15 protein-coding genes are annotated in these 24,828 nt (G+C 70.1%); 4 read left to right on the top strand and 11 right to left on the bottom strand.

Going from position 1 to position 24,828, the window contains the following annotated elements:
* Positions 1–37: 37 nt before the first annotated feature.
* Positions 38–2,236 carry a P-loop NTPase fold protein gene (locus ACFQGL_RS24340; RefSeq protein ID WP_377514713.1) on the bottom strand — a complete coding sequence of 733 codons (2,199 nt, stop codon included), beginning with the start codon at positions 2,234–2,236 and terminating at the stop codon, positions 38–40.
* Between the two features lie 411 nt (positions 2,237–2,647).
* Between ACFQGL_RS24340 and ACFQGL_RS24345 the strand changes: the two genes are divergently transcribed.
* Positions 2,648–3,277: a VOC family protein gene (locus ACFQGL_RS24345; protein ID WP_377514714.1), complete on the top strand. Its 630-nt coding sequence runs from the start codon at positions 2,648–2,650 to the stop codon at positions 3,275–3,277.
* Between the two features lie 127 nt (positions 3,278–3,404).
* A complete protein-coding gene (locus ACFQGL_RS24350) occupies positions 3,405–3,632 on the top strand; it encodes a hypothetical protein (protein WP_377514715.1) in 228 nt (75 codons plus the stop codon).
* A gap of 63 nt (positions 3,633–3,695) precedes the next feature.
* On the opposite strand, the gene ACFQGL_RS24355 is transcribed toward ACFQGL_RS24350, so the two are convergent.
* The 8 genes from ACFQGL_RS24355 to ACFQGL_RS24390 are packed head-to-tail and all read right to left on the bottom strand — an operon-like array spanning position 3,696 to position 12,736.
* Positions 3,696–5,336 (bottom strand): DUF4127 family protein, encoded by a 1,641-nt coding sequence (locus tag ACFQGL_RS24355; RefSeq protein ID WP_377514716.1) that lies wholly within the window; start codon positions 5,334–5,336, stop codon positions 3,696–3,698.
* On the bottom strand, positions 5,333–6,046 hold the full coding sequence (locus ACFQGL_RS24360; protein ID WP_377514718.1) for an N-acetylmannosamine-6-phosphate 2-epimerase: 714 nt from the start codon (positions 6,044–6,046) through the stop codon (positions 5,333–5,335). Before ACFQGL_RS24360 ends, ACFQGL_RS24355 begins: the two co-directional genes overlap by 4 nt.
* Complete coding sequence (locus tag ACFQGL_RS24365) at positions 6,043–6,957, bottom strand: ROK family protein (protein WP_377514719.1); 915 nt, start codon at positions 6,955–6,957, stop codon at positions 6,043–6,045. Before ACFQGL_RS24365 ends, ACFQGL_RS24360 begins: the two co-directional genes overlap by 4 nt.
* Complete coding sequence (locus ACFQGL_RS24370; RefSeq protein WP_377514720.1) at positions 6,954–7,796, bottom strand: carbohydrate ABC transporter permease; 843 nt, start codon at positions 7,794–7,796, stop codon at positions 6,954–6,956. Before ACFQGL_RS24370 ends, ACFQGL_RS24365 begins: the two co-directional genes overlap by 4 nt.
* Positions 7,786–8,733 (bottom strand): carbohydrate ABC transporter permease, encoded by a 948-nt coding sequence (locus ACFQGL_RS24375; RefSeq protein ID WP_377514721.1) that lies wholly within the window; start codon positions 8,731–8,733, stop codon positions 7,786–7,788. Before ACFQGL_RS24375 ends, ACFQGL_RS24370 begins: the two co-directional genes overlap by 11 nt.
* Before the next feature lie 11 nt (positions 8,734–8,744).
* Complete coding sequence (locus tag ACFQGL_RS24380; RefSeq protein WP_377514722.1) at positions 8,745–10,028, bottom strand: ABC transporter substrate-binding protein; 1,284 nt, start codon at positions 10,026–10,028, stop codon at positions 8,745–8,747.
* 25 nt (positions 10,029–10,053) lie between these two features.
* Positions 10,054–11,649: an FAD-dependent oxidoreductase gene (locus ACFQGL_RS24385; protein ID WP_377514723.1), complete on the bottom strand. Its 1,596-nt coding sequence runs from the start codon at positions 11,647–11,649 to the stop codon at positions 10,054–10,056.
* Between the two features lie 40 nt (positions 11,650–11,689).
* On the bottom strand, positions 11,690–12,736 hold the full coding sequence (locus tag ACFQGL_RS24390; protein WP_377514724.1) for a LacI family DNA-binding transcriptional regulator: 1,047 nt from the start codon (positions 12,734–12,736) through the stop codon (positions 11,690–11,692).
* A 349-nt stretch (positions 12,737–13,085) separates the two neighbouring features.
* Here ACFQGL_RS24390 and ACFQGL_RS24395 point away from each other — a divergent pair, with 349 nt between their 5' ends.
* Together ACFQGL_RS24395 and ACFQGL_RS24400 are read left to right on the top strand one after the other, a co-directional pair.
* Positions 13,086–13,883 carry a glycoside hydrolase family protein gene (locus tag ACFQGL_RS24395; protein ID WP_377514725.1) on the top strand — a complete coding sequence of 266 codons (798 nt, stop codon included), beginning with the start codon at positions 13,086–13,088 and terminating at the stop codon, positions 13,881–13,883.
* Positions 13,880–14,443, top strand: coding sequence for a hypothetical protein (locus ACFQGL_RS24400; RefSeq protein ID WP_377514726.1), 564 nt, complete (start codon positions 13,880–13,882; stop codon positions 14,441–14,443). The genes ACFQGL_RS24395 and ACFQGL_RS24400 overlap by 4 nt, the downstream gene beginning before the upstream one ends.
* Positions 14,444–14,494: 51 nt before the next feature.
* Here ACFQGL_RS24400 and ACFQGL_RS24405 read toward each other — a convergent pair whose 3' ends face one another.
* Together ACFQGL_RS24405 and ACFQGL_RS24410 are read right to left on the bottom strand one after the other, a co-directional pair.
* A complete protein-coding gene (locus ACFQGL_RS24405) occupies positions 14,495–17,788 on the bottom strand; it encodes a Tc toxin subunit A-related protein (protein WP_377514727.1) in 3,294 nt (1,097 codons plus the stop codon).
* 9 nt (positions 17,789–17,797) lie between these two features.
* Entirely contained in the window at positions 17,798–24,820 is a 7,023-nt protein-coding gene (locus ACFQGL_RS24410) for a neuraminidase-like domain-containing protein (RefSeq protein ID WP_377514728.1), read from the bottom strand.
* Between the last annotated feature and the right edge of the window lie 8 nt (positions 24,821–24,828).

Here is a 24,828-nt window from a genome sequence, read left to right on the forward strand (position 1 = left end):
AGAGCCAGCTCAGCCACCCCCGGGGGTGTGGACCCGATCAGGCAACCACCTCTTTGTGCCCGTTGCCGTCCAGCTGTGGGTGGGCGTTGCGGTTGCGATCGACCAACTCGCGCAGTTGCGCGCTCTTGAGCAGCATCGTCGCCTCCACCGGACGGGTGGACAGCACCCACCGTACGGTCGCGAGCGCGTGCGCAACGTCGATGACGCTCTTGGCGCTGTCCGGGTCGTGCCAGTGGCGTGGGCTCCTCGGCACGGTGAAGACAGCCCAGACATCGGTCGCCAGCAGCAGGTACGTGGGAAGAGCGCGGATCAGGGCAGGGGCCGTGGGTGTGTAGGCCACAGCCGCGATGGCCCGCAGGTGCTGAGTGACGGCCGCAGCAAGGTCGTTGGACCGGACCTGGGCCATGAGCTCGACCAGCGTCGTTCGGGTCTCGTCGTTGGCGTTGGTGGGCAGTGCCCCGTAGGCGGCCTCAAGGGTTTCGGCCACGTCGGCGCGCACGATCGAGTCGACGACGTCGATGACGGGCACCGCGAACTTCGAGGTGCGTCTCGCGTCCACCATCGCCCGAGCGGTGCGGATGAGGTCCCGGGCGTGCCCGCCGGACCAGGCGTGACAGAAGGCCGCCGCCGCGTCCGGGAAGTAGAGCACCCGCCCGTCCAGTAGCGCGCGGGACTCGGCCCAGGACAGCTGGGCGACCGGGATGACCGTGTCGAGCGAGGAGTCGAAGACATCCCGGACGGGGACGCCGCGCGCCGCGAAGCTGTGCATGGCATCCGTGGACACCGAGACGATGAAGTGCACACCTTCCACGTGGAACAGATCCTTCAGCGCGTTGACGAGGTCTACGGCCTGCTGTGCATCGGCGATCTTGTCGAGCTCGTCGACACACACGACGACCGGGCTCCCCGTGAGTTTGGCGACCTGGCCCAGGAAACGCCGTACGCCCTCGACGTTTTCCGGGTGGGAGAGCTCGCGTTGCGTGTGCGCGACCTCGCGGGACGCCTCTCCGCTGAGCCAGCCGGCCCGGCCAGTCGTCTTCGCGGTCCGTTTGACGGCTGCCTGCCATCGCAGGTCCATGAGACGGTCGTAGGCGAGCCGAGCCGCTGGTTGCGCATTGCGCAGTCGACGACCGCGTCGGGCCAGATGCCGCCACACCATCGCCGCCATGCTGGTGAAGGCAACTGTTCCCGCAATGGCCGCCAGTAACGTCGTCACGCTGACCGTCGTGGTCGGCTCGAGTGCCGTGGCATTTTCCAGGACGAGGACGATCAGGGCCGCCAGCAGCACGATTGGCCAGATCGTGCCCGCCAGGGCCGCGCGGGCTATGCGAGCGGGGTTGTCGCGTAGCAGTTTCGGGAACCCGCCGGGCTCGATGTTCGTGTCGCCGAGGACCTCCTCGGCCAAGCGCAGCTCGATCAGGCGCAGGTACTCGGCGGCCTGATAGAAGACCGGTGTTGGCAGGTAGATGCCGACACAATCGATCTCAGCGTCGCGGAGAACGCTCAGCATGGCCGTCGTCTTGCCGGCGCCCCGCGGCCCTGCCAGTCCGATGGCCGACGTCCGGTGCTCGCGGATGAACCGTGCGAGAAGCGTGTACGTCTTCGACGGTACGACGTCCCGGTAGGCGTCCAGTTCCACCAGCGTCGGCGCTCGTTCGGTGGTGAGCAGCGAACCGTGGGCTGCGGTGTCCCCCGCGCGCTCGTTGAGAACGAACCGCAGCAGCATCTCGACCTCGGCTTGCACGCGCGCGATGTGGTCACCCGTGGCCGAGACCGCGAGAGCGAAAAGCCGTTGTCGTTTGTTTCGGTTGTCGCCCCAGACGTTGAGTAGTGCGACCACCAGCACGGCTGCCCCGATGCCGATGATTGGCCAGAAATCACCCGGTTGCAGTGACCCGTAGGGCCAGTTGACGACGTCGGCGAGGACGAGCCCGACGAACGCCAGGACCACGGCGCCGGCGGCGACCAGAAAGGGCCTCGGCTCGCGTGTCCCGCGCGCCCGAACCAACGCGGCCGTGGCAGCGAGTTCTTCCGCCCGCACCTGTTCCCAGACGCTCTCCTGGCGGGCCAGCATCTCCTGGAGAATCGCCGGTTGGTCCTCCTCTGGGACCTTGAGCTCGTCATCGGCGACCAGCAGACTCCGGACAAGGTCGCGCAGGTAATTCTCGCGTCCGGATTTGGCCGCCAGCTCGTGATCGAGATCATCGAGGCTTCGTCGCCGCTCGGGGTTGGCCACCGATAGATCTTCCCCTATGTGGCTGACTGCAAGATCCGACTAGCCGTCAGGGGTACATGGCTGCCTGGTCACGGCCGGATGGTCGATCGGTTCCGCGTACCCGCACTGGCCGGACGGGTCTGGTTCATCGCATTGGCCGTTCCAGGTCGGCGAGTACCTCGGCCACCAACGTCCCGGTCAGCGTCGTCTCGGCCACCGCAGCCTCCTGCCCATCAGCGCGAGATGCAGCCTATGACGCTGGTCGGCGACGGGAACGACGCCGACGGCAGACCCGGCGGCTGATGCCCGGAAGCGGCACCCCGGCCGAGACGCCCGCAGTAGCGTGGAACGCGGGGCCGTCGCGGGACGCCGGCCGAAGATCCACGAGTACGCCGGGCAAGCGCACGCGCGCATTGAGCCAGGGAGGCCCCGATGAGCCCGAAGAGCGCCCAGGGTGACGCGAGTGGGATGTCGCGCATCGAGAGCCTTGACGTGAAGCTCGAGGTGGTCGTCGTCCCGGTCTCGGATGTCGGCCGCGCGAAGGAGTTCTACCAACGCCTCGGATGGCGGCTCGACCAGACGCCGCCCGGCATCGTCCAGCTCACGCCGCACGGCTCCGGGTGCTCGGTGCAGTTCGGCCCGGATCTCACGACGGCTGCACCCGGTTCGGCCGTGGCGTACCTGATCGTGTCCGACATCGAGGCCGCCCGTAAGACCCTGGTCGCTGCCGGTGTCGAGGTCGGCGACCTGTTCCATGTCAGCCCGGACGGCCCGGTCGACGGGCTGGACCCCGAGCGGCGCAGCTACTTCTCGCGCGCCACGTTCCACGACCCGGACGGCAACACCTGGCTGATGCAGGAGATCACCACCAGGCTTCCCGGGCGCGTCGAGGGCGGGTTGACGTCGTTCGGCTCCGCGAGCGACCTGGCCACCGCGCTGCGGCGCGCGGCCGCCGCCCACGGCGAGCACGAGGAGCGCACCGGCAAGAGGGACGACAACTGGCCCGACTGGTACGCGACGTACATGGCGAACGAGCAGTCCGGGGCCAAGCTGCCCGAGTGAACCGAGCCGGGCGCGGTCACCCCCATCCCGGATCGCCGGCCAGGTCGTCCCGGGTTCGTACGACGACTGACCGTGCCCATGTCCTCGGGCCGTTTGTGCCACCAGCGCGTTGGGCACAAGACAGGCCATGGTGAATGAACGAGTCAAGTCCGTGGGTGGCTACCTGATGCGACTTCTCGGCGGAGTGGGGGTCATCGTGGGCATCCTGGGGATCTTCGCGAGTCTGTCCCAACCCAATGTCGTCGGGGTGGTCCTCGGCGTGCTCTTCGTCGCGGGCGGGGTGGTCCTGCTCAAGCGCTCCGGCGGGGGCAGCCGTGCGGGCGGGGTGACGTCCACGCCACACAGCACGCGCTGAGCATGGTCGACCCCGGGTGGCGCGTGCGTATTCCGGGCGGAAGCCGCACGCGCCCCAATCCGGTCAGGACAGTCGCAGCCGAGGCTCGAGAATCACCTCGAAGAGCCGGTCCCACGGCAGCTCGACACGCGCCGACTCGAAGCGAGCCAGGGTCGCCGTGAACGTCCGCGCGCCTCGCCGGCCCAGAACGATGCGGTGCCCGGCGAAGTGGTCGGCGAAGTACCGCTCGGTCAGCGGCACCAGCCGCTCGCGTACCCAGCCGTCGAAGTAGCTCTTCTGCTCGGGGGTGAGCGCGAGCGGGTCCCAGCCCTGCGCCCGTGCGTGCGCGTACGCCTCGACCTGCACGACGTTCTTCCACGGGTCGTCCTTGACGAACCGGTAGAGCAGGTACTCGGCGTGCGCCTGGCCGGGCCCGCGTAGCTCGGGCACGCCGAATCCGCTGCCCGAGGAGCGGAGGTACGCCCACCGGGCGGTGCCGTGGCCGAGCGCCAGACCGAGCGCGTTGCCGCCGGTGTTCCACCCCGAGTACGACAGCAGCGCCGCGAGATCCAGGCCGCTCTCCATCCGCGCGACAAGTTCGTGGTCCGCCTTGTTCACGATGAGCGGGTCCACCACGATGACCGGGGTGCCGGCGGCCAGCAGTTCACCGATCCGCCCGACGAAGGCGTCCAGGTCGGCGGCCCGCTGCCCGGGTGCCGACGAGGGGGTGTTCACGGCGAGCACGATGTCCGCGTCGCCACTGACGACCCGTCCCCCCACGGCGGCCGCGTGCCGGCGGATGTTCTCCGCGAAGGGGATGCTCTCCAGTTGGGCGGTCCAGCTCTCGCCGGAGACGCCGGCGTACTCGGCCCGGTAGGTGGGTGCCGTGCCGGCGGCGATCACCCGGGCGACGAGCAACGCGTCGACCTCGTCGGCGCCCGGGAAGATCTCCACCCGGCCGCCGACGCCGAGTTCGGCGACGAGCGCCTCCAGCTCCACCCGCTCGGCTCGGGCCAGGCCGACCGGCGCGGTGTCGTCCTCGGAGAGCACGAGGTGGCTGATGGTGCCATCGGCCACCCACTCCACCATCAGCCGGTTGACCTGGTGGTTGCGGGACCGCGCGGCGAGATAGTCGGCGACGACCTGGTCCGGGATCTGCGCCCGGACGGCATCGAGTTGGGCCCGCAGCTGCTCCTGCCCGAGGTTGACCACCTGGTCGTAGAGCTTGGCCCAGGCGACCAGCAGGTCGCGGTACGTGTCCAGCTCGGTGCCCGTGCTGGTGATGGCGAGGCGCTGGATGGTGTCGTGCACCTCGATCACCGCGTCCGGCCGGGTCGAGCGCAGGTCCCGGATCGCGGCCAGGTTCTCCAGGGCGGCCGCCAGGGTCGGCGCGGCCGTGCGGGAGGCGATCAGGCCGCCGTAGGCGAGCATGCTGACCGAGATCACGTACCCGTCGACGCCGTCGGTGGAGCCGAGCCAGCGGGCGATGGCGGCACCGTCAGCCGGGGTGAAGAAGCGGCCCAGCAGTTCCTTCGGCGGCAGCTGCACCTGGGCACCGGCGCTCGCCGCGGTCATCTGCGGGGCGTAGGTGTTGACCGGGCGGTCGTCCAACGGGACCAGGGCCACCCTCAGGTGCCGGTTGGCGGGTCCCGCGAACGCGGGTCGGCCGAGTGCCACGGTGGTCAGCCCGGCCATGCCGGTAGCCAGCAAAGTACGTCTTCTCATGCTCGCTCTCCCATTGTCGAGGTGCCGGATGGGCGGGGGGTGACCGGCACGAGCCGGCGGGTTATCCACAGTGGTGACGTGACGGCGTTGCCCATCACCACCGCGTGCGCACCCGCCTCGAACGCCCGGCCGATCTGCTCCGTACTGCGGTACCGCCCCTCGGCGATCACCGGTACGGGCAGCAGCGCGGCGAGTCGTTCCACGAGCCCGAGGTCGGGCCCGTCCGTCGGCGGGCTGGCGGGGGTGTAGCCGGACAGTGTGGTGGCGACGGCGTCCGCGCCGGCCTTGACGGCGGCGACGCCCTCGGCCGTGGTGGAGACGTCGGCCAGGACCAGTGCGTCGGTCCGTTCGCGGATCAGGCGGACCGTGTCGGCGAAGGGGCGGCCGTCCGGTCGGGGGCGGTCGGTGGCGTCGATCGCGATGATGTCCGCCCCGGCCAGCGCCACCTCGAGCGCGTGGGCCGCGGTCGGGGTGATGAAGACGCCCTCGGTGCCGTGCTTGTACAGCCCGATCACCGGGACGTCGACGGCGGCGCGTACCGCGCGCACGTCGTCGGGTCCGTTGACCCGGACCGCCACCGCGCCGCCGCGCACCACCGCGGCCGCCACCCGGGCCTGGACGTACGGGTCCCGCATCGGGTCGTCAGGCTCGTCGGGCAGCGGTTGACAGGACACCACCAGCCCGCCGGCCAGGTCGTCAAGCAGGGTCACCCGTTGGTCCTCTCGATGTCGGGTCGGTCGATGGCGAGTCGGGCCGCGCCGACCACGACGGCGTCGGCGCCCAGCGTGGCCGGCAGCAGCGGGACATCGCCCCAGCCGGTGGGCAACTCGGCCGAGTAGGCGGCTGACGCGGCGGGCAGCAGGGTGCCGGCAGCCCCGCCGGCCACCAGGACGGCCTCCGGATCGAGCAGGGCCACCAACCCCGCCAGGGCCGCGCCGAGAGCCGTTCCGGCCCGCTGCACGACCCGCTGGGCGACCGCGTCGCCGGCCGCGGCGCGCTCCGCCACGGTCCGCCCGGTGACGCGGGTGCCGGTCTCGATGGCGTACGCGGCGGCCAGCCCGCTGCCGGAGGCGATCGCCTCCAGATGCCCGTACCGGCCGCATCCGCACCGCAGCCGCTCGGCGCCCGGGGTCGGCAGATGCCCGACCTCGCCGGTGGCACCGCGGGCGCCGGCCTCGACACGCCCGTCGCGGACGACCGCGCCGCCCAACCCGGTGCCGACGGCCACCAGCAGCACCTGAGCGCGGTCCCGCCCCGCGCCGGCCCAGCATTCGCCCAGCGCGGCGGCGTTCACGTCGTTGGTGACCCGGACGCGTCGACCCAGCCGGGCGGCCAGCGCGTCGGCGACCGGGGTGCCGGTCCAGCCGGGGAGGCTGTCGGTGGCGTACCGGATGCCGCCGGTCGCCGGGTCGACGGTGCCGGCGGTGCCCACCCCCACCGGCCCGGCGGCCGCGCCGAGCAGGTCGGTGGCCAACTGGGCCGCGGCGTCCAGCACGGCGCCGGGCCCGGACCGGGCGGGCGTGGGCACCTCGCGGCGCTCCAGCACCTGCCCGCCCCGGTCGACCAGCGCGGCGGCCGTCTTGGTGCCGCCGATGTCGATGCCGAGCACCGGCGAGGTCATCCCTTGAGGCCGGTGTGCGCGAGGCCCTCGACGAACTGCTTCTGCGCGACGACGAAGACCACCAGGACGGGCAGTGCGGTCATCGACGCCGCGGCCATCTGGACGTCCCACATCGGGCCGCCGTAGGCGTCGACGAACTGGGTGAGCGCCTGGGGCAGGGTGAACTTCTCCGGAGAGGAGAGGAACACGATCGGTTCCAGATAGAGGTTCCAGCTGTGCAGGAAGGTGAAGATGGCCACCGCGCCCAGTGCCGGCCGGGACAGCGGCAGGGCGATCCGCCGGAAGGTGGCGAAGCGGCCCAGTCCGTCGACCCGGGCGGCCTCCTCCAACTCGCCAGGCAGGCTGATGAAGAACTGCCGCATGATGAACGTCGCCAGCACGCTCGGCGCCCCGAAGATCGGCACCAGGATCAGTGGCCAGTGGGTGTTGACCAGGCCGAGCTTGAAGAACATCTGGAACAGCGGCACGATCGTCACCTCGCTGGGAATGAGCAGGCCCGCGAGGACGACCAGGAACAGCACGTTCTGGCCGCGGAAACGGATGCGCGCGAAGGCGTACCCGGCCAGCGCCGACACCGCCATCGTGCCGACCGTGACGACCAGCGCGATGTAGAGGCTGTTGAGGTACTGCTGCCCGAACGGCTGCAACTCGAACACCCGCTGGTAGGCGTCGAGCCGCGGGTTGGTCGGCAGCAGCCGCGGCGGGAAGGCGAAGATGTCCGCCACCGGCTTCAGCGACGAGGTGACCATCCACCAGGTCGGGAAGACGAACGGGATCGCCAGGACCAGCAGCACTCCGTAGAGCACCAGCTTGGTCCGCCGGGACAGGTCACGATTCATGGAAGACCCACCTCTTGCGCATCTGCCACTGCAGCACGGTGAGAGCGAGCACGATGACGAACAGCAGGATCGACAGCGTGGCGCCGTAGCCGAAGTGATGGAACTGGAAGGCCTGCTGGTACAGGTAGTAGACGAGGACCGTCGTCGACGCTCCGGGTCCGCCCTGGGTGAGCACCGCGATCTGCGCGAAGACCTGCAGTGACCCGACCACGGTGATGATCGAGGTGAGCAGGATCGTCGGGCTGATCAGCGGTACGGTGATCCGCCAGAACTGGCGCATCCGGCTCGCCCCGTCGACCTCCGCGGCCTCGTACAGCTCGGCCGGCACCCCTTGCAGGGCGGCCAGGAACAGCACCATGTTCAGGCCGACGTTCTTGAACACCTGCACGACGATCACGGACACCATCGCGGTGCCCTCGCCGCGCAGCCAGTTCGGCCCGTCCACGCCGATGGTGTCGAGCAGCCCGTTGATCCCGCCGTTGTCCTGGAGCAGGAAGCCCCAGACGATGGTCCAGGCCACCAGCGAGACCACCACGGGGGAGAAGAACAGCGTGCGGAACAGGATCGTGCCCCGCAGCCTCTGGTTGAGCAGGACGGCCAGCAACAGGGCCAGGCCGAGGTTGAGCACCACCAGACCGATCGAGAACAGCCCGGTGGCGCGCAGCACTCCGCCGAGGTTGGAATCGTCGGTGAGGGCCTTGTAGTTGTCGGTACCGACGAAGTCGAAGGTCCCGGCGAGCACGTTCCACTCGTGCAGGCTGTACCAGAACACGAGGATCAGCGGCAGGATCACGAAGACGACGCTGCCGAGCAGTTGCGGGGCGATGAACAGGTAACCGGTGAGCTGGTCCCGGCGGCGGCTGGTCCAGAACGGCCGGGCCGGGCCCGGGGTGGGCCCGGCAACAGCCGAGCCCACCCTGGTGTCCGTCTGGGTCATGATCGTTGGCCTTACTTCGCCAGCAACGGCTGGATCTTGGTGCAGACGCCGTCGAGTACGGCCTTGACGTCCGCGTTCGGCTGCCACAGCGGGTCGAGGCCGGCACGGACCTGCTGGCTCAGCTCGGCCTGCCCGGAGTGGCTGGGCTTGACCACACCGCTGGTGATGCCGTCGATGACGACCTTCTGCAACTGCTCCGGCTTGAGCTTCGGGTTCGTCTTACCGAGGGTCTCGGCGGTCAGCTGTGACTGCCGGGGCGGCGGGAAGAACTGGGCGAGCTTCGCCGAGTTCGTGGGGTTGGTGAGGAAGGCCAGGAAGTCGGCCGCCTGCTTGGCGTGCGGGCTCTTCTTCAGCACCCCGACGCCGGCCTGACCGACCACCGCGTAGTTCCCCTTCGGCCCGGCCGGAAGCGGCACCAGGTCCCACCCGAAGCCGCCGTCCTTGAGCAGCGAGGCGCGGGAGATCTGGGTGACCGTCATGGCCGAGTCGCCGGCGAAGAAGTCGGCGGTCGTACCGGGGCCGGGCAGCGCCTTCTGGGTGAAGGTGGCCTTGTGCAGGGTGGTCATCGCGTCCACCATCTCGGGGCTGTTGAAGCCGCAGGTCTTGCCGTCCTCACTCCAGGCCTGGGCACCCCACCCGGTCCAGAAGGTGGACAGGTTGTCCCAGCCCTTGTAGTCGAAGTCCCGGATGACCAGGCCGGCCTTGCCGGACTTCGTGGCCGTCGCCGCGGCGGTGGCCAGCGCGTTGTCCCAGGTCCACTGACCGGCCGCGATCAGCTCGGCGGGGGTCTTCTGCCCGGCCGCCTTGAGCTGGTCGGTATTGACGAAGACCCCGAACGGCGAGGTGGAGAAGGGGTACGCGTACAGCTTCCCGCCGTTCTGCCAGAGCTTGAGGGTGGCGGGGGAGATGTCCTCGTACTGGTAACCCTCGGCCTTCTTGAGCGTGTCGTCCAGGGGCAGCAGCGCGCCCGAGGCGACGAAGTCGGGGGCGGAGTTCTCGAACACCCACGCGAGGTCGGGCGCGTTGCCGCCCGCGATCTGGGTGGTCAGGGTCGTGGTGTACGTGTCGAACGGCAGCGGGTCGAACTTGATCTCGGCTACGTCCGGGTGGCTCTTGCGGTACTCGTCGGCGATCTCGTTGAACAGCTTGAGGTGCGCCTCGTTGGCCGACCAGATGGTCATCCGCAGCTTCGCCGGGCCGCTGTCGTCGGCCGAGCCACCGCCGCCACAGGCGCTCAGGGCGAGTGCGCCGGCCAGTGCCACGGCGACACCGCGCAGGGCCTTTCCTGCTCTCACAATCTTCTCCTCACCGGGGGTGTGTTCAGTAGCCCGCGATCCGCGGCCAGCGCTGTTCCACGCCGGCCGCGGTGAGGCGGTCCTGGAAGTCGGCCAGCAGACGGGGGTTGCTGCGGACCGCACGCGGGGACTCGCCCCGCGCCAGACAGAAGTCGGCGAGCAGGCCGGCGACCTCGCCGACGTTCCACTCGACCGGGTGCAGCCGGTAGCTGCCGTTGGTGACGTGGGTGGTGCCGATGTTCTTGCCGGCCGGCAGCAGGTTCTCCATCCGGCGTGGGATCAGCGCGCCGAGCGGGATCTCGAACGGGCAGGAGCCGACGTCGATGTAGTTGTCGCCGCCGGTCGACGGGTGCAGGTCGATCCGGTACATGCCCACGCCCACCGCGTCCGGGTAGCTGACCGCGCCGTGGTCGCCGCGGACCGCCAGGGACAGGTCCTGCTCGACCACGGTGTACTCGGCCTGGATCCGGCGGGACTCGCGGATGTACGGGGCCTGGGCCAGGCCGTCCGAACTGCCGGTCACGTCGCCGCGCAGCCGCAGACCCGGGAAGCCGACGCCGCCGTCCGGCCGGGGCGCCTCGGTCTGCAGCCAGTAGAGCACCGAGTACGACAGCTCGCGGGCCTTGGACAGGTGCCACGACGCGTTCGGCACGTCGATGACGGGACCCTCGAAGTAGTCGATCATCGGCCAGTTGACCAGCGTGATGTCGCTGTCGTACGCGCCGTCGGTGAAGTTGCGCCGCGCGGCGATCCGCCGGAACGTCCACAGGTTGCCGTCGCCGGGGTTGACGCGTTGGTCGGCGTTGACGCTCAGCGGATCGTCGTCCGGGTTGGGGGTGAAGCTGCGCTCGACGATCTCCAGCGTGCGGGGGTGTGGTGACCGCCAGGACAGCAGCCGGTCACCCCAGAAGTCGGGCTTGTAGTCGCGCCAGAAGTCGTACCCCGCCGGGCGGTCGATGGTGTGGTCGCCGTCGACGTGGTCCAGCGCGAAGCAGAAGGACACCGCCTGCATGTTCATCGGCTGGGCCTCGGCCGGGGCGCTCGGCTCACCGGTCGTCGCCTGCGACTCGAACCCGGTGACGTACTCGGTGCCGGTCAGCGGCAGCAACTCGCCGGTCTCGGTGGCGTCCAGGACGTACGGCGCGACCACGTCGATCCGCTCGTCCCGGTCGCGGTGCGCCAGCGTCACGCCGGTCACCCGATCCCCGTCGGTCTCCGCCGCGACCGGCCGGTACGGCTGGAGCACCCGCAGCCGGCCCGAACCGAGGTACGGGGCGAGCATCTGTTCGAGCACGGCGACGGCCACCCGCGGCTCGTGGCAGAGCCGGCTCACCCAACCCGCACCGGGGTTGAGGTCGGTCCAGGCCCGGGACCGTTCGGTCAGCGGGTAGTGCCGACGGTAGTAGTCGCGGATGCCGTTGCGCAGCGCCCGGTAGCTGGCGGTGGCGCCGAACTGCTCGATCCAGGAGTGTTCGTCCGGCGGGACGGCCTGGCTGGTGAGCTGCCCGCCGAGCCAGTCGAACTCCTCGGTCAGGATGACGGACCGGCCGGCCCGGACTGCGGCGAGCGCTGCGGCGACGCCGCCCAGTCCGCCCCCGACGACGAGGACGTCCGTACGCATGAGTACCACGTGCTTCCTTCCAGTTGCGCGGCCGACCTTTTCAGCGCCGGTCGACCGCCGGATCAGGGGTGCCGAGGGTGTTGCCCTCGACGAGTTCGCAGGCGAGAAGTCGTTGCTGGAGGCCGGTGGCGCTGCCGTCGATGACGCCGGTCAGCACCTCGACCGACTGCCGGCCCATCTCCTCGCGGGGGATGTGGAACCCGGTGAACGCGATGTCGGTGGGGACCGCGGTCGTCGGGTCGCCGAGGGTCACGATGGACAGGTCACCGGGCACGGTCAGGCCGCGTCGGCGGGCGGCCGACTCCAGCGCGACCGCGGTGGCGAAGTCCTCCACGAAGGCGGCCGTGGTCCCGTCGGCCAGCAGGGCGTCGATGATGGTGTCGGCCTCCCCGGCCAGCGCTGAGATCTGCTCGGCGCTCTCCGCGGTCGTGGCGGCGGTGCGGAAGCCACGGAGCCGGTCCTTGGAGGATTCCGCGGTGGTGCCGGTGGCCACGTACGTCAGGCGGCGGTGACCGCGTCGCAGCGCGACCTGGACGAGCCGGGCCACCGCCGCGGCGTAGTCCGCGCCGACGTAGGGGACCGGCCCACCGGCGTCGTCGCGCCGCCCGACGGCGACGTACGGATAACCGTCCCGGTTGAGCCGGTGCAGCTCCGCGCCGTCGATCTCGCGCCCGAGCAGGATGCATCCGTCGGCCAGCCGGAGCCGGTTGTCCTGGTGGAAGATGCCGCGCCGGCCGTCCACCACCGGTGCGCTGGTGAAGAGCAGCAGGTCGCAGCCGACCCGCTCGGCGTACTCCTCGATACCGAGCAGGAACGGGTGGAAGAAGTCCCGGCTGCCGCTGGGGAACGCGGGCTCGTAGGTGAACACGCCGATGATCCGGTTGAACCGCGAGGCGAGGCGGCGGGCCACCGGGTCGGCGGCGTACCCGGTCTCGGCGATGACCCGCAGCACGCGGTCCCGGGTCTCCGGGGCGATCCGGACGTCGGTGTCGGTCCGGTTGTTGAGCACCAGCGACACGGTCGCCTGACTGACGCCGGCCATCCGCGCGATGTCACGCTGGGTGACGCGTCTGGGGGGAGCGGTCATGTCGGGTCCTTCCGGTGCCGCTAATGCGTATTAGCGCTCAGGGTTGGAGAGGAGCTTGGCGGGTGGACCGGCGCGTGTCAAGGGGTGGCCGCAAGATTTCGGCCCGATGAACTCGCTGGAGTAATGCGCATTAGCGGTCGGCGTCGGAGTCACCATCAGCGGACCGGCGGGGCATCGGACCACCTCTTGACAGAAGAGCGGCCGGGCGCGCAACATTCGAGAAACATACCTGCTAATACGTATTAGCTTGCCGGTGCCGCACGTGTCCGCCGGTCGATGTCCCCTGTGTTCTTACTGAGTGTTACGCCGCGCCGCTCGTGCCGCCGATCCCGATCGAAGAGGAAGCCGCATGACGAGACCACCCGCCCCGTCGTCCCGACGCGCCGTTCTGGCGGCCGCCAGCACCGGCCTGCTCGTCGCCGCCCTGGCCGGCGCCGGGCCGGCAGCAGCCGAACCCGATCTCGACTTCCCGCAGTTCAGCTATCAGGGCACCGCGTTCGACAAGGGCGCCCTCGCCTACAACCCGACGAACGAGTTCATCTTCCCGAGCGTCATCCGGGCCGCCGACTACTTCCCCAACCCGCTCGGCACCTACTACCTGTACTACGCGCCGCACGAGCGTCCCGGCGGGATCTCCCTCGCGTACTCCGACTCGATCAACGGGCCGTGGACCGAGTACGTCGCCAACCCCCTGATCAGCAACACCTGGCTGCCGTACTACCCGACGGTCAGCCACATCTCGTCGCCGCACGCGGTGTGGATCGAGGGCGAGGGCAAGCTCTTCCTCTACTTCCACGGCGAGAACTCGATCACCCGGTACGCGACCTCCGACGACGGCATCCACTTCAACTACGGCGGAACGGCGGTCAGCCGGAACGACTCGACCGGTGGCGAGACCTCGTACGCCCGGGTGTTCGAGCAGTCGGTGCCCCGCCTCGGCACCCGGTACCTGATGCTCTTCATGGACAACCCGACCGCGGCAGCGCCCGGACCGACCGGGCCCGTGTCCCGGCGGATCCGCTGGGCGGTCTCCAACGACGCGCGGACCTGGGCCATGCAGCCCGAACCGATCGTGACCCCGCAGGGCGTCGAGGCCCGAACGCCTCGGGACCGTTCTTCCTGCGCTGGAACGACCGCAACCTGGTGATCTACCACGCCGCCGACGGCGACATGCACGCGGTGGACGTCGGGCAGGACTTCGACCAGGAGATCCACCTCGGCGTCGTGCACGACTCGATGTCCGCCGCGCCCGACCTCGGCCGCTCGGCCGCGCCGACGTTCTACTTCGACGGAAGCACCGCGCACATGTACTACGAGGCCGGCGGTCGGCTCACCGCGACCATCGGACACGCCACCGCCACCCTGGCGAACCCGTTGCCGGTACGGCAGCTCGACTGTGCGGCGGACCGACCGGTGCTGTGGCCGCCGAACCACAAGCTGGTGGACGTCACCGTCACCGTGGACCTGCCCGACGGCGTGCTCGGCCCGAAGGCGTTCACCCTGACCGGCGTGACCGGCGGCGACGCCGCGGACGTCAGTGGCTTCGCCGTCGGCACGCCGGACACCAGCGGCAAGCTGCGGGCCGAACGTGCCGGCAACGGGGGCGACCGGGTGTACCACCTCGCGTACGCCGGCCACGACGAGATCGGACGGCCGGTCGGCTGCACCGTCTCCGTCACCGTCCCCCACGATCGCGGCAGCCACTAGCGGATCGTCGTCGGCTCCGCAGGGCGTGAGGTCGGCTACCGTTCCCGCCTCCTACTCCAGCGTGTACCGCATGATCAGCCAGACGTCGGCACCCTCGGACCGGGTCAGCACCTGGGTCGGTCCGGGGGTGTCCGGCGGGGCCGTGAAGACGTACCCGTCGGGGGTGTTCAGGGCGGCGCTCGCCGCGTCCCACATCGCCTGGTCGCCGACGACGTGGTGCCTCGGGACCTCGCCGGCCGTGAGGCCGTAGAGCTCGAAGCCCGCCACCGTGACCGTCTTGTGCTGGGCCAGATAGGGAAGGTAGTCGGCGCGAATCGTCGCGCTGAAGTCGCCGCTGCCGCCGAGGAAGGCCGACCACTCGCTGGGGAAGTCGTGGCGGAGGCTGAGCAGCAGGCCCAGGCCGGTCTCGTCGGCGTCGGCGACCAGCTCTTTCAGGTTCTCCACCGCCGCGGTGCGCAGTGGCACGCCACCCTCGCGTGCGGTGTAGCGGAAGTGCAGGATCGCGTCACTGATCGTCGCGTAGTCGATCTGGCGGAACTCGTCGGGCAGAGCGAGAGTCCACACGCTCTCCACGCCGGCGCCCTCGAACGGCAGCAGCCGCTCGTCGCGCAGACTCGTCTCGAAAAGGCCGCTGTCGTTCTGTCCGCTGCTGGTGACGATGGACTGGGTGGCGCTGAAGTAGTCGACGAAGCGGCCGTCCTCGCCGCCCTGGCGTCGGTAGCCGTCGCCGGCCAGCGGCGCGGTACGCACCGAGCTGCGGGTCAGCGTCAGCGTGCAGCTGAGGCTGGTGTACGGCCCGGTCACGCACGGGATGGTGAGGCCGACGCTGCGGATCCGGCGCAGGTAGTGCCCCGGCGTGTCCAGGTCGAACACCCACTCGGGAACGGTCACCTGGCAGGAGCCGGTGGCCTTCAGCGCCAGCAGGGCGACCGGGGCGAGCCGGCGTAGCGAGACGTGCCGGGTCAGTTCGTACTCCCGCTTGTTGTTCTCGTGGTAGGCCAGTTCCATCCGCTTGACGTCGAGCTGCAGCGCCTCGCCGGAGAGCAGTCCGCGACGCCCGCCGTCCCAGTAGTTGAACTTCACGAAGTCCTGGGCGTCCACCTCGGGGCGCATCAGCTCCCGCTTCATCGCCTGCTCGGCCTTGCGGGCGGTGTCGACGGCGAACCGGTAGTACTCGTAGTAGAGCCGGGACACCTCGCCGTGGGTCCAGGCGTACAACTCCTCGTTGGAGAACTTCGACCGCAGGAACCGGTCGGCTTCCTGGGTGTCCGCGATCTGCTGCTTGGTGATCAGGTGGTCGTGGCGGGCGACCTGCTCGGCGAGCATCGAGGTGAGGATCTGTCGGCCGATCACGGCGAGGTCGTGCGCGGCGAGGTTGTACTGCAGCAGCCATTCGTCGGCGCGGCGCTCGTAGGACGCCGTGCGCGCCGCCATTCCGGCCTGGTCGCGTTCCCAGGTGGCGATGATTCCGGAGATGTCGCCGGCGATCCTCGCGGCGGCGACCAGTGCCGTCCCGACGTTCAGCTTGATCTTGCCGCCGATACCCCAGAAGTGGGCGTCCGCGTCCGCGTCCGGCACCGGGGCGAAGGCGGACGCCATCGCGTTGGCGATCGAGCCGTGCAGGCTGGTGTCCCGCGCTCGCGGCAGGTGGCTGTTGAGTTCGACGTCCTCGTTCGCCGAGAGGTAGAGCTTGCCGGAGCCGACGGCGCCGGACAGGATCGTCGGCGACTGTTCCTCGGCGAGTCGAAGCTGCGGGAGGTCCTGCGCGGTGATCGGCTTGTCGTACTGGGCGACGAGCTTGCCGTACGCCTCGGCGAAGTTCTCCTCGGTCAGCGAGAGCCCCTCGAAGGTCACCGCGAGCTCGTCGGCCGTGTTCGGGTCGGCGGGCAGGCCGAGCAGACGCTGGTAGTAGTGCAGGCGTTCGAGTGCCGGCCGGCGGTTGGTCAGCAGTGAGCGGGTGGCCTCCTGGGCGGACGCCCACTGCAGGAAGCGGACCTCCTGCTGCATCTGCTGGATCCGGGTCTCGTGCCCCTGCCGTAGCACCGCGAGACGTTCGCCGTCGCCCTTCTCGATCGCCACGACCAGCGCGGCGCCGAGCCCGCGTACCTCGCCGCTGAGCTCCAGTGCCATCTGGATCAGGAATGGGGCCCGCACCGGGCTGATCGGCTGGTTGGTCCCGCTGATGACCGCACCGATGTCGATCCCGGCCGCGGCGGCCTTGACCAGCATGCCGGGGTCGAGCGGTGGGTCGAAGAGGGCGAGCTGGCGCACGATCCCCTCGATGTTCATCCCGTTGCGGATCTTGAAAAGTCGGTCGGCGACGGTGTCCCAGTAGCCGAGCAGCTTCTCGTTGCGCGGGATGCAGAAGTAGAGGGTGCGACCGATGCCGAACAGCGGGCCAGCCGCGTCCGGGTCGTCCTCGCCCATCTTCGGCATCCCCGCGCTGAGCGGGAACTTGCCCTCCATCTCGACGAGGGTGTTGCCCATCGCGTCGAGCCCCTGCTTCCTCAGCTCCGCGAAGGTCTTCGGGCGGACGGTGCCGGTACGCGGGACGCGTTGCGGCCGCTGGCCGAGCAGGTTCGCCGCAAGGACGTAGAGCTGGGTGGCCTCGGTCAGAGTCTCGGACGTGTCCTGCCGGAACAGGCTGTCACCCCAGGCGATGAGGTTGTCCAGGTACTTCATCACGACGCAGTACTGGTAGGCCAGCTGGCGGGTACGGGCCACCGCGTGTGGCTGGAACGGGCGGTTCTTGATCGCCTCGTACCCCTGCAGGATCTGCTGTTTCAGAGCCAGCTCCGCCGGGGTGCACTCGGCGACCGGCTTGCTCAGGATCATCAGCTGCTCGTCGACCTGCTTCACCACGCCCGCCCTGCGGAAGGCGAGGAACTTCCAGAACCTCTGCGGTACGGGCAGCGCGGTGTCGTTGCAGGTGGGATCGAAGATGTAGTGGAACCACTTGCGGGCCTCGGCGAAACGCTGGTTCTTGCTCAGGTGCACGGCGATGGTCAGCGGCACGTGGAACAGCAGTTCCCAGTTGTAGCCCGAGTACGGGCGACCCACGCCCAGGTCGATCTCCTTGGGTTCGTGCGTGATCTTGACCAGGTCGTTGGTGAGCGCCTTGTAGAGCGAGTCGAAGAACGTGGGGTCGCTCAGGCCCTGGTGGAAGTCCGGGTCGAGCATGCCGGCCAGCGACTTGCGGTTGAGCTCTTCGATCAGCTCGCCGACGAACGGGTGGAAGAAGTTCTCGAACGAGTAGCTGAACGCGGTGTCCTGCTTGTCGATCCACCTGCCACCGAGGGTGTAGAGCACGGTGTCGGCCAGGGTCTCGTGGAAGTAGTTCGTCATCGCGGTCCCCTAGCCCATCTGCTTGATGATCGCGCCGGCCGGCCCGATCTCGGCGGCGTTGAACCGGACCGTGCCGATCGTGCCGAGGCCCTTGGTGATGTAGGCGTCCTCGGTCACGTAGGTGGCCATCGGATCCGGATCGCTGAGCCCGTTGTTGAGTCCGCTGATGATCGGGCCGATCCGGTCCGGGAGGACGTACTTCGGTGGGAGCACCAGGTCCGGGATGGTGTAGGAGGTCGCGGGCGGGGGCGTCAGCTCGCCGTAGCTCTGCCACTGTTTGACCGTGACCGGTGCCTGCGTGGTGTCGACCCAGAAGACGTGCCGGCTGTCGCTGTAGAAGAACGGGGCAGTCCATGGTTCGGTCAGGTCGTGCCTCGGCGCGGTGATCGAGGCGCCGAGTGGGTTGCGGAGCACATCGCGGCGCAGCACCGTCGGATCCGGGAAGCCCGTGTCGATGCTGGGCCGGCTGGCGTACGCGGCGTTGAGCGTCCCCTTCGTCACGCCGAGGAAGCGCCGGGGACCGTGCGGGGGGCCCAGCGTCACCGGCACGTCCTCGGCGCGTACCGGCAGGCTGTGGGTGTTGTAGAGGACGAAGAACGATCCGCCCGCGCCGTCGATGTCGATGCGCAGCGCGCCGTCGGCGACCGTCGAGGAGAGCCGTAGGGCCGACCGGTTGAAGGTGCCCGGCGCGACCGAGCCCAGATGGGTCGGTAGTTGCGGATCCGAGGTGGAGACGGGCTGCCAGACACCGTTGTAGTACTCGCTCCAGCAGAGCATCGCCCGGACCGCGATCTGCGGCAGCTCGCTCTTGACGTTGCCGGTCTTCACCTTGAGTAGGTCGGTGTCGGGCGGCACCGAGAACGGCTTGGTTCCGGCGAGGTCCGGCTCCAGCAGGATCTTGACCCAGAACAGGAAGAGCCGACTCTTCCAGAGCACCGGGATCACCGGGTTGTCCTCGATGTCGAGCTTGATCTGCTCCCACGGTGTCCAGTAGCCGTACTCGCGTCGACGCCAGTAGTAGGCACGGTTGGCGCCGGCGGTGCGCCCCACGACGTACGCGATGTCGTCGGCGGTGCCCGGGTCGTTCTCGGCGTGGTAGACGCCGGCCGGCTCCAACTTCGCGACCGTGTCCAACTTAGCCAGGTATCTGCCCATCGCACCGGCCGCCCGGTCCTCGGTGATGTCGCCCTGCAGCAGCTCGCTCATCAGCTCCTTGAAGAACGGCGACTGATCGTCGCGCAGCTCCGGCTCGAGCCAGTTCTCCGGCCAGAGGTAGACCTTGCGGTTGGCCTCCCACACCCGGTACCGCTTCATCCACTCCCACTGCGCCCCGTTGATCGCCGACGAGGCGACCCGCGGCTCGAGGTTCATCAGGCACCGCTCGACGAACAGTTGGCCGGCGGCGATCGCGTTGCGGATACGCGACGTCTGCATCACCGGTTCCATCTGCACGTCCATCAGGAAGTACTCGAAGAGCTTGTCGGGCGTGTCGAGGTGCGCCGAGGCGGGGTTCGACCGCATCTGGTGCAGCACGTACGCGACCAGCGCGTCGCGCTGCCGGCCCCGCAGCTCATCGTTGATCGGCTTGACGACGGCGAGCCAGTCGGCGGTGGCGTACCGGGCGCGCAGCGCGGCTTGCAGATCGCGGACCGTGGCGGCCGACGGGTCGTTGGTCGTCGCGGCGATCAGTGGGCCCGCCGTCACGCCGAGCACGGTCAACTGCGCGAAGGCGGCGTACACCCGGCGCAGGGCGGCGAGGTCGCGCAGGCTCACGATGGTCAGATCGAAGTGCGTGAGCAGAGCGTGGAGGGAGCCGGGTTCCCAGCGGGTCAGGGCGGTGAGCGTGTCGGTCTGCGGCTCGCGCAGCACCGCCAGGAGTTGCTCGTCGTCCGCCGCGAGGGCGGCCTTGAGCTCGGCGAACCCGAGGAGTGTGTCGAATCCGGCGAAGAGGGCCTCCTCGGCGGACGGTCCGGCGACCGGCAGCGCGCCGAGCCAGCCGTGGCCGAGGTGTGCGATCTCGGTGGCGCTCAGGCGGAGCGACCCGGCCAGCGAGGCGATCTTGAAGAGGCGGAGGTACGCCCCGCCGAGTCGCTCCCGCAGGACGTCCGAGTAGAGGTGGCGAGCCGGGATGATCTCCCAGCCCCGCCCGGTGGTGTGCCAGCGCACGCCGAGCGTGTGGCGTACCTTCTCGACGGTCAGGACGACGGCGATCGGCCTGCCCGCGGTCAGTGCGACCGGCGCCGCGGTGGTCCACCTGGTGCCGGCGGGCACCAGCTCGACGTCCGCCCCACCGATCCGGAGCCGGACCGTGGCACCGGCGTCGGCCTCGACAGCGAACTGGAACAGCTCGCCCGCTGGTGCCTCGAGGTAGCCGCTCCAGACGCCGGAGATCGGTGCACCAGCGTTCTCGGGCAACTGGTTCGCGCTGCCCGATCGGTAGTCCAGAACCGGCTCCGTGTCGGTCGTGCGATCGGGCGCTCCGCCCACGGTGTCGGCGAAGAAGTACCGCGCCGCCAGGCCGGGACGTTCGACGGCGACCAGGTCCGCGACGGCGGGCAGCACCCCGGAGGTGTCCAGGACCGTGGTGGCGAACGCCGCGTCGGTCTGCGCCGCCGTGCCGATCAGCTGCAGCGCCTGCTGCCGCTTGCGGCGTCGGCCGAGATCCGGCAGGAACGCGGCGAGCAGTGCGGTCCGCCGGACCTGCGGTGGCTCGGCGGAGGCGAGGTAGGCGTCGAACAACGGCCGCAGCTCCGGATAGCGCGCGAAGAACGTCGCGACCGCCGGCTCACCGACGGCCGGGGTGCCGCCCAACAGGCCGAAGAAGAAGTCGGTGGCGGTGTTGTCGTACACCAGCGCCATCCGGGCGCGGGCGAGCTGCCCGTCCGGATCGTCGGTCACGGCGAAGTCGGCGTCGATGGCCGCGAGACCAGCGCGTAGATCCCGCATGAACTGGTCGATCTGCCCGGCCGTCGGCCCCGCGACGCCACTCAGCTTCTCGTCCCAGATCAGGGCGAGCGCCTGCGCGGGCTTCAGCCCTGCCGAGCGCAGCCGGTCCACCAGGTCGAGCAGGGCGATCATCGTGGGCTCGGCCGGGTCGATGGCCGCGAACGGGTCGATGCCGGTGTGTTCGATCAGCCGCAGCAGCTCCACGACGCTGAGCTTGAGCTTGCGGGCCAGCCAACCACGGCGGTACACGGCGCTGACGTTCTCGACGGTCAGCGGGGTGTCCGCGTCGAAGCTCAGGGTGCGGGCGATCTCGGCCAACTCGTCGCCGCTGAGGCTCAGTGCCGCGCGCAGCGCCTCGGTGTGAGCCAGCAACTTCTCCGAGCCGTCCAGGACGGTGCCGTACCCGTCCTCGGCGAACACCGGGTCCCCGGTCGGCGACGTCGGGCCGAGGAACAACGTGCGATAGAGCGAGGCCGCGCCGTGCGTGTCCAGCGGGGCGCCGCAGGCCAGCAGCGGCAGCAGATCCTTCGGCACGTGGAGCCCGAGCCGTTCGATCACCCGCACCAGCACGCCGAGGCGCGGCACGAGCACCTGGAACCCGGCGTCCAGCTTCGCCAGTTCGTCGCCCGGCCCCGGATCAGTGGGGTAGAGCGCGCTGATCGCCTTGTCGGTCTGTTCGATCGTCCAGCCGAGGGTCTTCCAGAGCCGGACGAAGCGCAGCAGACGGACGAACTCGATCGGGCGGACCCGCTGGCCCAGCAGGTCCGGATCGGCGTAGCGGAACTCCAGCGCGTCGAAGCCGCCCGCACCGTCCCCGCCCGTCGGATCGGCGAGCACGAGCAGGCCCATGACGCGGTCGTAGTTCGCCTGGTCGCGTACCCAGGCCTTGATGTCGCCGCCGTACCGGGCCGGATCCACCTGGGGCGCGACGGCGTCGTCGAACTCCGCATCGGTGATCGTGCCGTCCTTGAGCGCCTTCAGCGTGGTCAGCGGAACACCCAGGCGCTCCAGCCGGGGGAGCAGGGTGCTGTCCGGATTGACGAACCGGGTCCGCAGCAGCTCGACCACGTCGTCGTAGTCGAGGCCGAGTCGGCGGCTGAAGTCCTTCGCGCCGGACAGCGCGGCCACGGTGTCGGCGTCGGAGGTGGTCGACGGGAGGCCGGACAACTGCTGCAGGGTCTTGGTGCGGTCGGTCAGCAGGGCGTACTCGGCCCGGGAGAGGCCCAGCTGTTCGATCCGGACGTCGACCCAGCCGTAGCTGGCTTCGTCGCCGATCAACGCCTCCATGACCACCGGCAACGAGGTCTCGAACGCGGCGAACAGGCGGCGCAACCGTTCCAGCGGCAGGTGGAACGGCAGTCCCGGTGCGGGCGGCAGCAGCGGCGCCGGCGTGCCCTTGCCGGCCAGGACGTCGTACGCGGCGTCCTGCACGAACTGCGGATTCGCCAGCAGCTCCGCCGGGGTGGCGCGGTCGTCGGTGTCGTACCCCTGAAAGCCGTCCAGGGTGAGCTTGTTGGCCACGAAATATTCGAGCGTCTCGTTGACCAGGTCGATGTAGGGCACGGGGGTATTGGTGTTCTCGCAGGTGAGCGGGAGATGCTGCAGGTCCGGCCGACGGGAGAGCAAGACCTCGAGGGGCGTCGGCGGGGTGCCGCCCGGCTGTCCCGCGTCATTCCAGGCCGCCATCGTCGGGTACGGGTACGGCGCCCCTCCGTGGTCGATGCCCCAACGTGCGCGGAACTGCTCCCAGCGGATCTCGTCCCGGTCGACGAACTGCAGCAGATCCACCAGGTACGCCGCGGGGCTGAGGATCGACCGGCACTCCTCGCAGTCGCAGTAGTCCATGTCGCCGAGCAGCTTCTCCAGCGTGGGATAGGCGATCACGTCGCCGACGTTGTCCGGGACGACCGGCGCCGGGTTCACGATCTGCGCCGGGCTGTGCACCCCGATCCCTGGGGCGTTGCTGGCCAGCACGTACGACGTGGTGATGTTCAGTACCGCGGAGTGCACCTGCTGGGCCCGCGCGTGGATCAGCGCCGCCTCGGTCGCACCGCCCACCTCGGCCGCGAAACCGGCGACGAACTCGGCGCGGTCGTAACGCGCCACCGCGTACGCCGAGTCGAGCCCCTTGGTCAGCAGGGCGTTCATCGCATCGTCGCCCGGGGTGATCTGGCGGACCCGCTGGATCCGGGCGATCTCGGACTGCACGTCCGCGTCGATCGGGACCTGCGTACGGGTGAGGTACTGCTCGACCGGTTGCAGGCCGATGTCGAACTCGTTGTGGTGGGCGCGGAGGAAGTCGTGCACCCGGCTCGCGGTGGCCGGTGCGACGGTGGTCTCGCCGCCGGCCACCATGGCGGCGACGGTCGCGGTCGGGTAGCTGAGCCGGAGCTGCGCGGCGAGCAGGTCGGCGTAGTTCGCCTGCCTGGCCTCGTCGTCCGCACCAGGGATCTCCGGTGGCACCTCGTCGATCAGCGGCATCCACTGCGCGGCCCGATGGAAGCCGCGTTCGACCAGGTCGGCGGGGTCGGTCAGTGGCGCGGCCTCGCCGGTGTGCAGGCGTTCGATCAGCGGCGCGTTGTTCAGGGTCAGGTAGGCGAGCTGGCCGTCGAGCCTGAGCCGGTCGGCCTTCGGCCGGCCGAATTCCCGGGTGACCGCGGACCAGAAGCCCGCCGGGTCGCCCTGGTGGTCGATCCGCAGGCGGGCGAACCGTTCCGGCTGCTCCTCGGTGGCGTCCGGCATCGAGACGGCCAGCAGCGCCGCGAGCGAGGACCGTCCCGCCACGGCCGGACCACTCAGGGTCTGCCGGGCGGACAGCGTCCGGAACTCCTCGATCGCGGCCGGGACGTCGGCGGCCAGGCTGGATGGCACGATGCCCTGGTCGATGCCCTGCTGCCAGATCGTCGCGACGCGGCCGGCGTCGATCCGGTAGATCGCGTCGTCGGTGGCGGGCGTCCCGGCGCGGAAGAGGGTGTAGAACAGGGCGGGCGGGATGGCCGGGGTTCCGTCGGCCACGCTGGTGCGGGCACTGAACTCGTCGGCGAGCGAGGCCATCGCCACCGCGCGGGCGTCCCAACCGGTCTTGTTCGCCAGGTAGCTGACATCCCGCCGGTCGTCGTCCTCGCGCAGGTCCCGCAGACTGCCGGCGAAGTGCGCGGCGAGATCTCCGCTGAGCGCCGCGTGCTCGGTCGCCAGCGACAGCTGGGCGCCGTCCGGGATCGCGATGTCGAGCACCTCGTCGTGGCCCGCGTCGTAGCGCACCTCGGACGCGCCGATCCGGGTGCCGTCGCTGACGACGTACACCTGAAGATCGGGCCGGTCCTTGCCGCCGGTGTAGGTGAAGGCGGCGCGATAGCCGCCGTCCGCACCGGTCGACGTCTCCGCGACCGGGCTGTCGCCGCCGACGTTGCGGTCGACCACCTGGATCGGCAACCCGCCGACGCCCGCCCGCCCGCCGGTGGACACCCGGCCGGTCACCCGGTACGCCGTGCCGTCGCTGCGCACCACCAGGTCGACCACCTCGATCGGCCGCGTGGCGTCGATGCTCGCCTCGGCGCGGTGCTGGCCGTCCGGGTCGAACGCGGCCACCCGCAGCGGCAGGCGGACGTCCGCGCGGGGCACCGGGTAGGTGACGGCGTAACGGCCCTCGGGGTCGGTGTCGTCCTCGCCCAGGCGCACCGGGCCGTCGCCGTCGCGCGCGTAGAGGATCACCCGGCCGGCGAACGGTGTCTGGTCGAAGCGCAGGACCTGGCCCGCCACCGTCCGCTCGACAGGGGCCGCCGCCGGAGTGTCGCCGAGCAGTCCGAGCCCGCGCAGCGTCTCGTTCAGCGCGGCCGCGCTCCGCTCGTCGACGACGCCGTGCACGTCGAGCCCCTGCGACTCCTGGAACATCGCCACGACCTTCTCGGTGACACCCTCGTAGATCCGCTCCGACGACTCCCGCATCAGGTCGCGAATCAGCTCGGCGCGCAGCTCGGGGTCCGCCGGGACCACCTGCTGGACGAGCAGCAGGACCAGGCCGGACTGCAGGTTGGCGACCTCGGCGCCCTGGTCACCAGGACGCAGCGGCGCGGTTATCTCATGCATGACTCACT

This window comes from Micromonospora vulcania (assembly GCF_042658605.1).
GTDB classification, from domain to species: domain Bacteria; phylum Actinomycetota; class Actinomycetes; order Mycobacteriales; family Micromonosporaceae; genus Micromonospora; species Micromonospora vulcania.

Bases quoted from the DNA above. Each gene is read 5' to 3' on its own strand.
- ACFQGL_RS24370 (WP_377514720.1), bottom strand. From the start codon at position 7,796: ATGAATCGTGACCTGTCCCGGCGGACCAAGCTGGTGCTCTACGGAGTG.
- ACFQGL_RS24385 (WP_377514723.1), bottom strand. From the start codon at position 11,649: ATGCGTACGGACGTCCTCGTCGTCGGGGGCGGACTGGGCGGCGTCGCC.
- ACFQGL_RS24355 (WP_377514716.1), bottom strand. From the start codon at position 5,336: ATGAGAAGACGTACTTTGCTGGCTACCGGCATGGCCGGGCTGACCACC.
- ACFQGL_RS24405 (WP_377514727.1), bottom strand. From the start codon at position 17,788: ATGACGAACTACTTCCACGAGACCCTGGCCGACACCGTGCTCTACACC.
- ACFQGL_RS24390 (WP_377514724.1), bottom strand. From the start codon at position 12,736: ATGACCGCTCCCCCCAGACGCGTCACCCAGCGTGACATCGCGCGGATG.
- ACFQGL_RS24345 (WP_377514714.1), top strand. From the start codon at position 2,648: ATGAGCCCGAAGAGCGCCCAGGGTGACGCGAGTGGGATGTCGCGCATC.
- ACFQGL_RS24350 (WP_377514715.1), top strand. From the start codon at position 3,405: ATGGTGAATGAACGAGTCAAGTCCGTGGGTGGCTACCTGATGCGACTT.
- ACFQGL_RS24375 (WP_377514721.1), bottom strand. From the start codon at position 8,733: ATGACCCAGACGGACACCAGGGTGGGCTCGGCTGTTGCCGGGCCCACC.
- ACFQGL_RS24395 (WP_377514725.1), top strand. From the start codon at position 13,086: ATGACGAGACCACCCGCCCCGTCGTCCCGACGCGCCGTTCTGGCGGCC.
- ACFQGL_RS24365 (WP_377514719.1), bottom strand. From the start codon at position 6,957: ATGACCTCGCCGGTGCTCGGCATCGACATCGGCGGCACCAAGACGGCC.
- ACFQGL_RS24410 (WP_377514728.1), bottom strand. From the start codon at position 24,820: ATGCATGAGATAACCGCGCCGCTGCGTCCTGGTGACCAGGGCGCCGAG.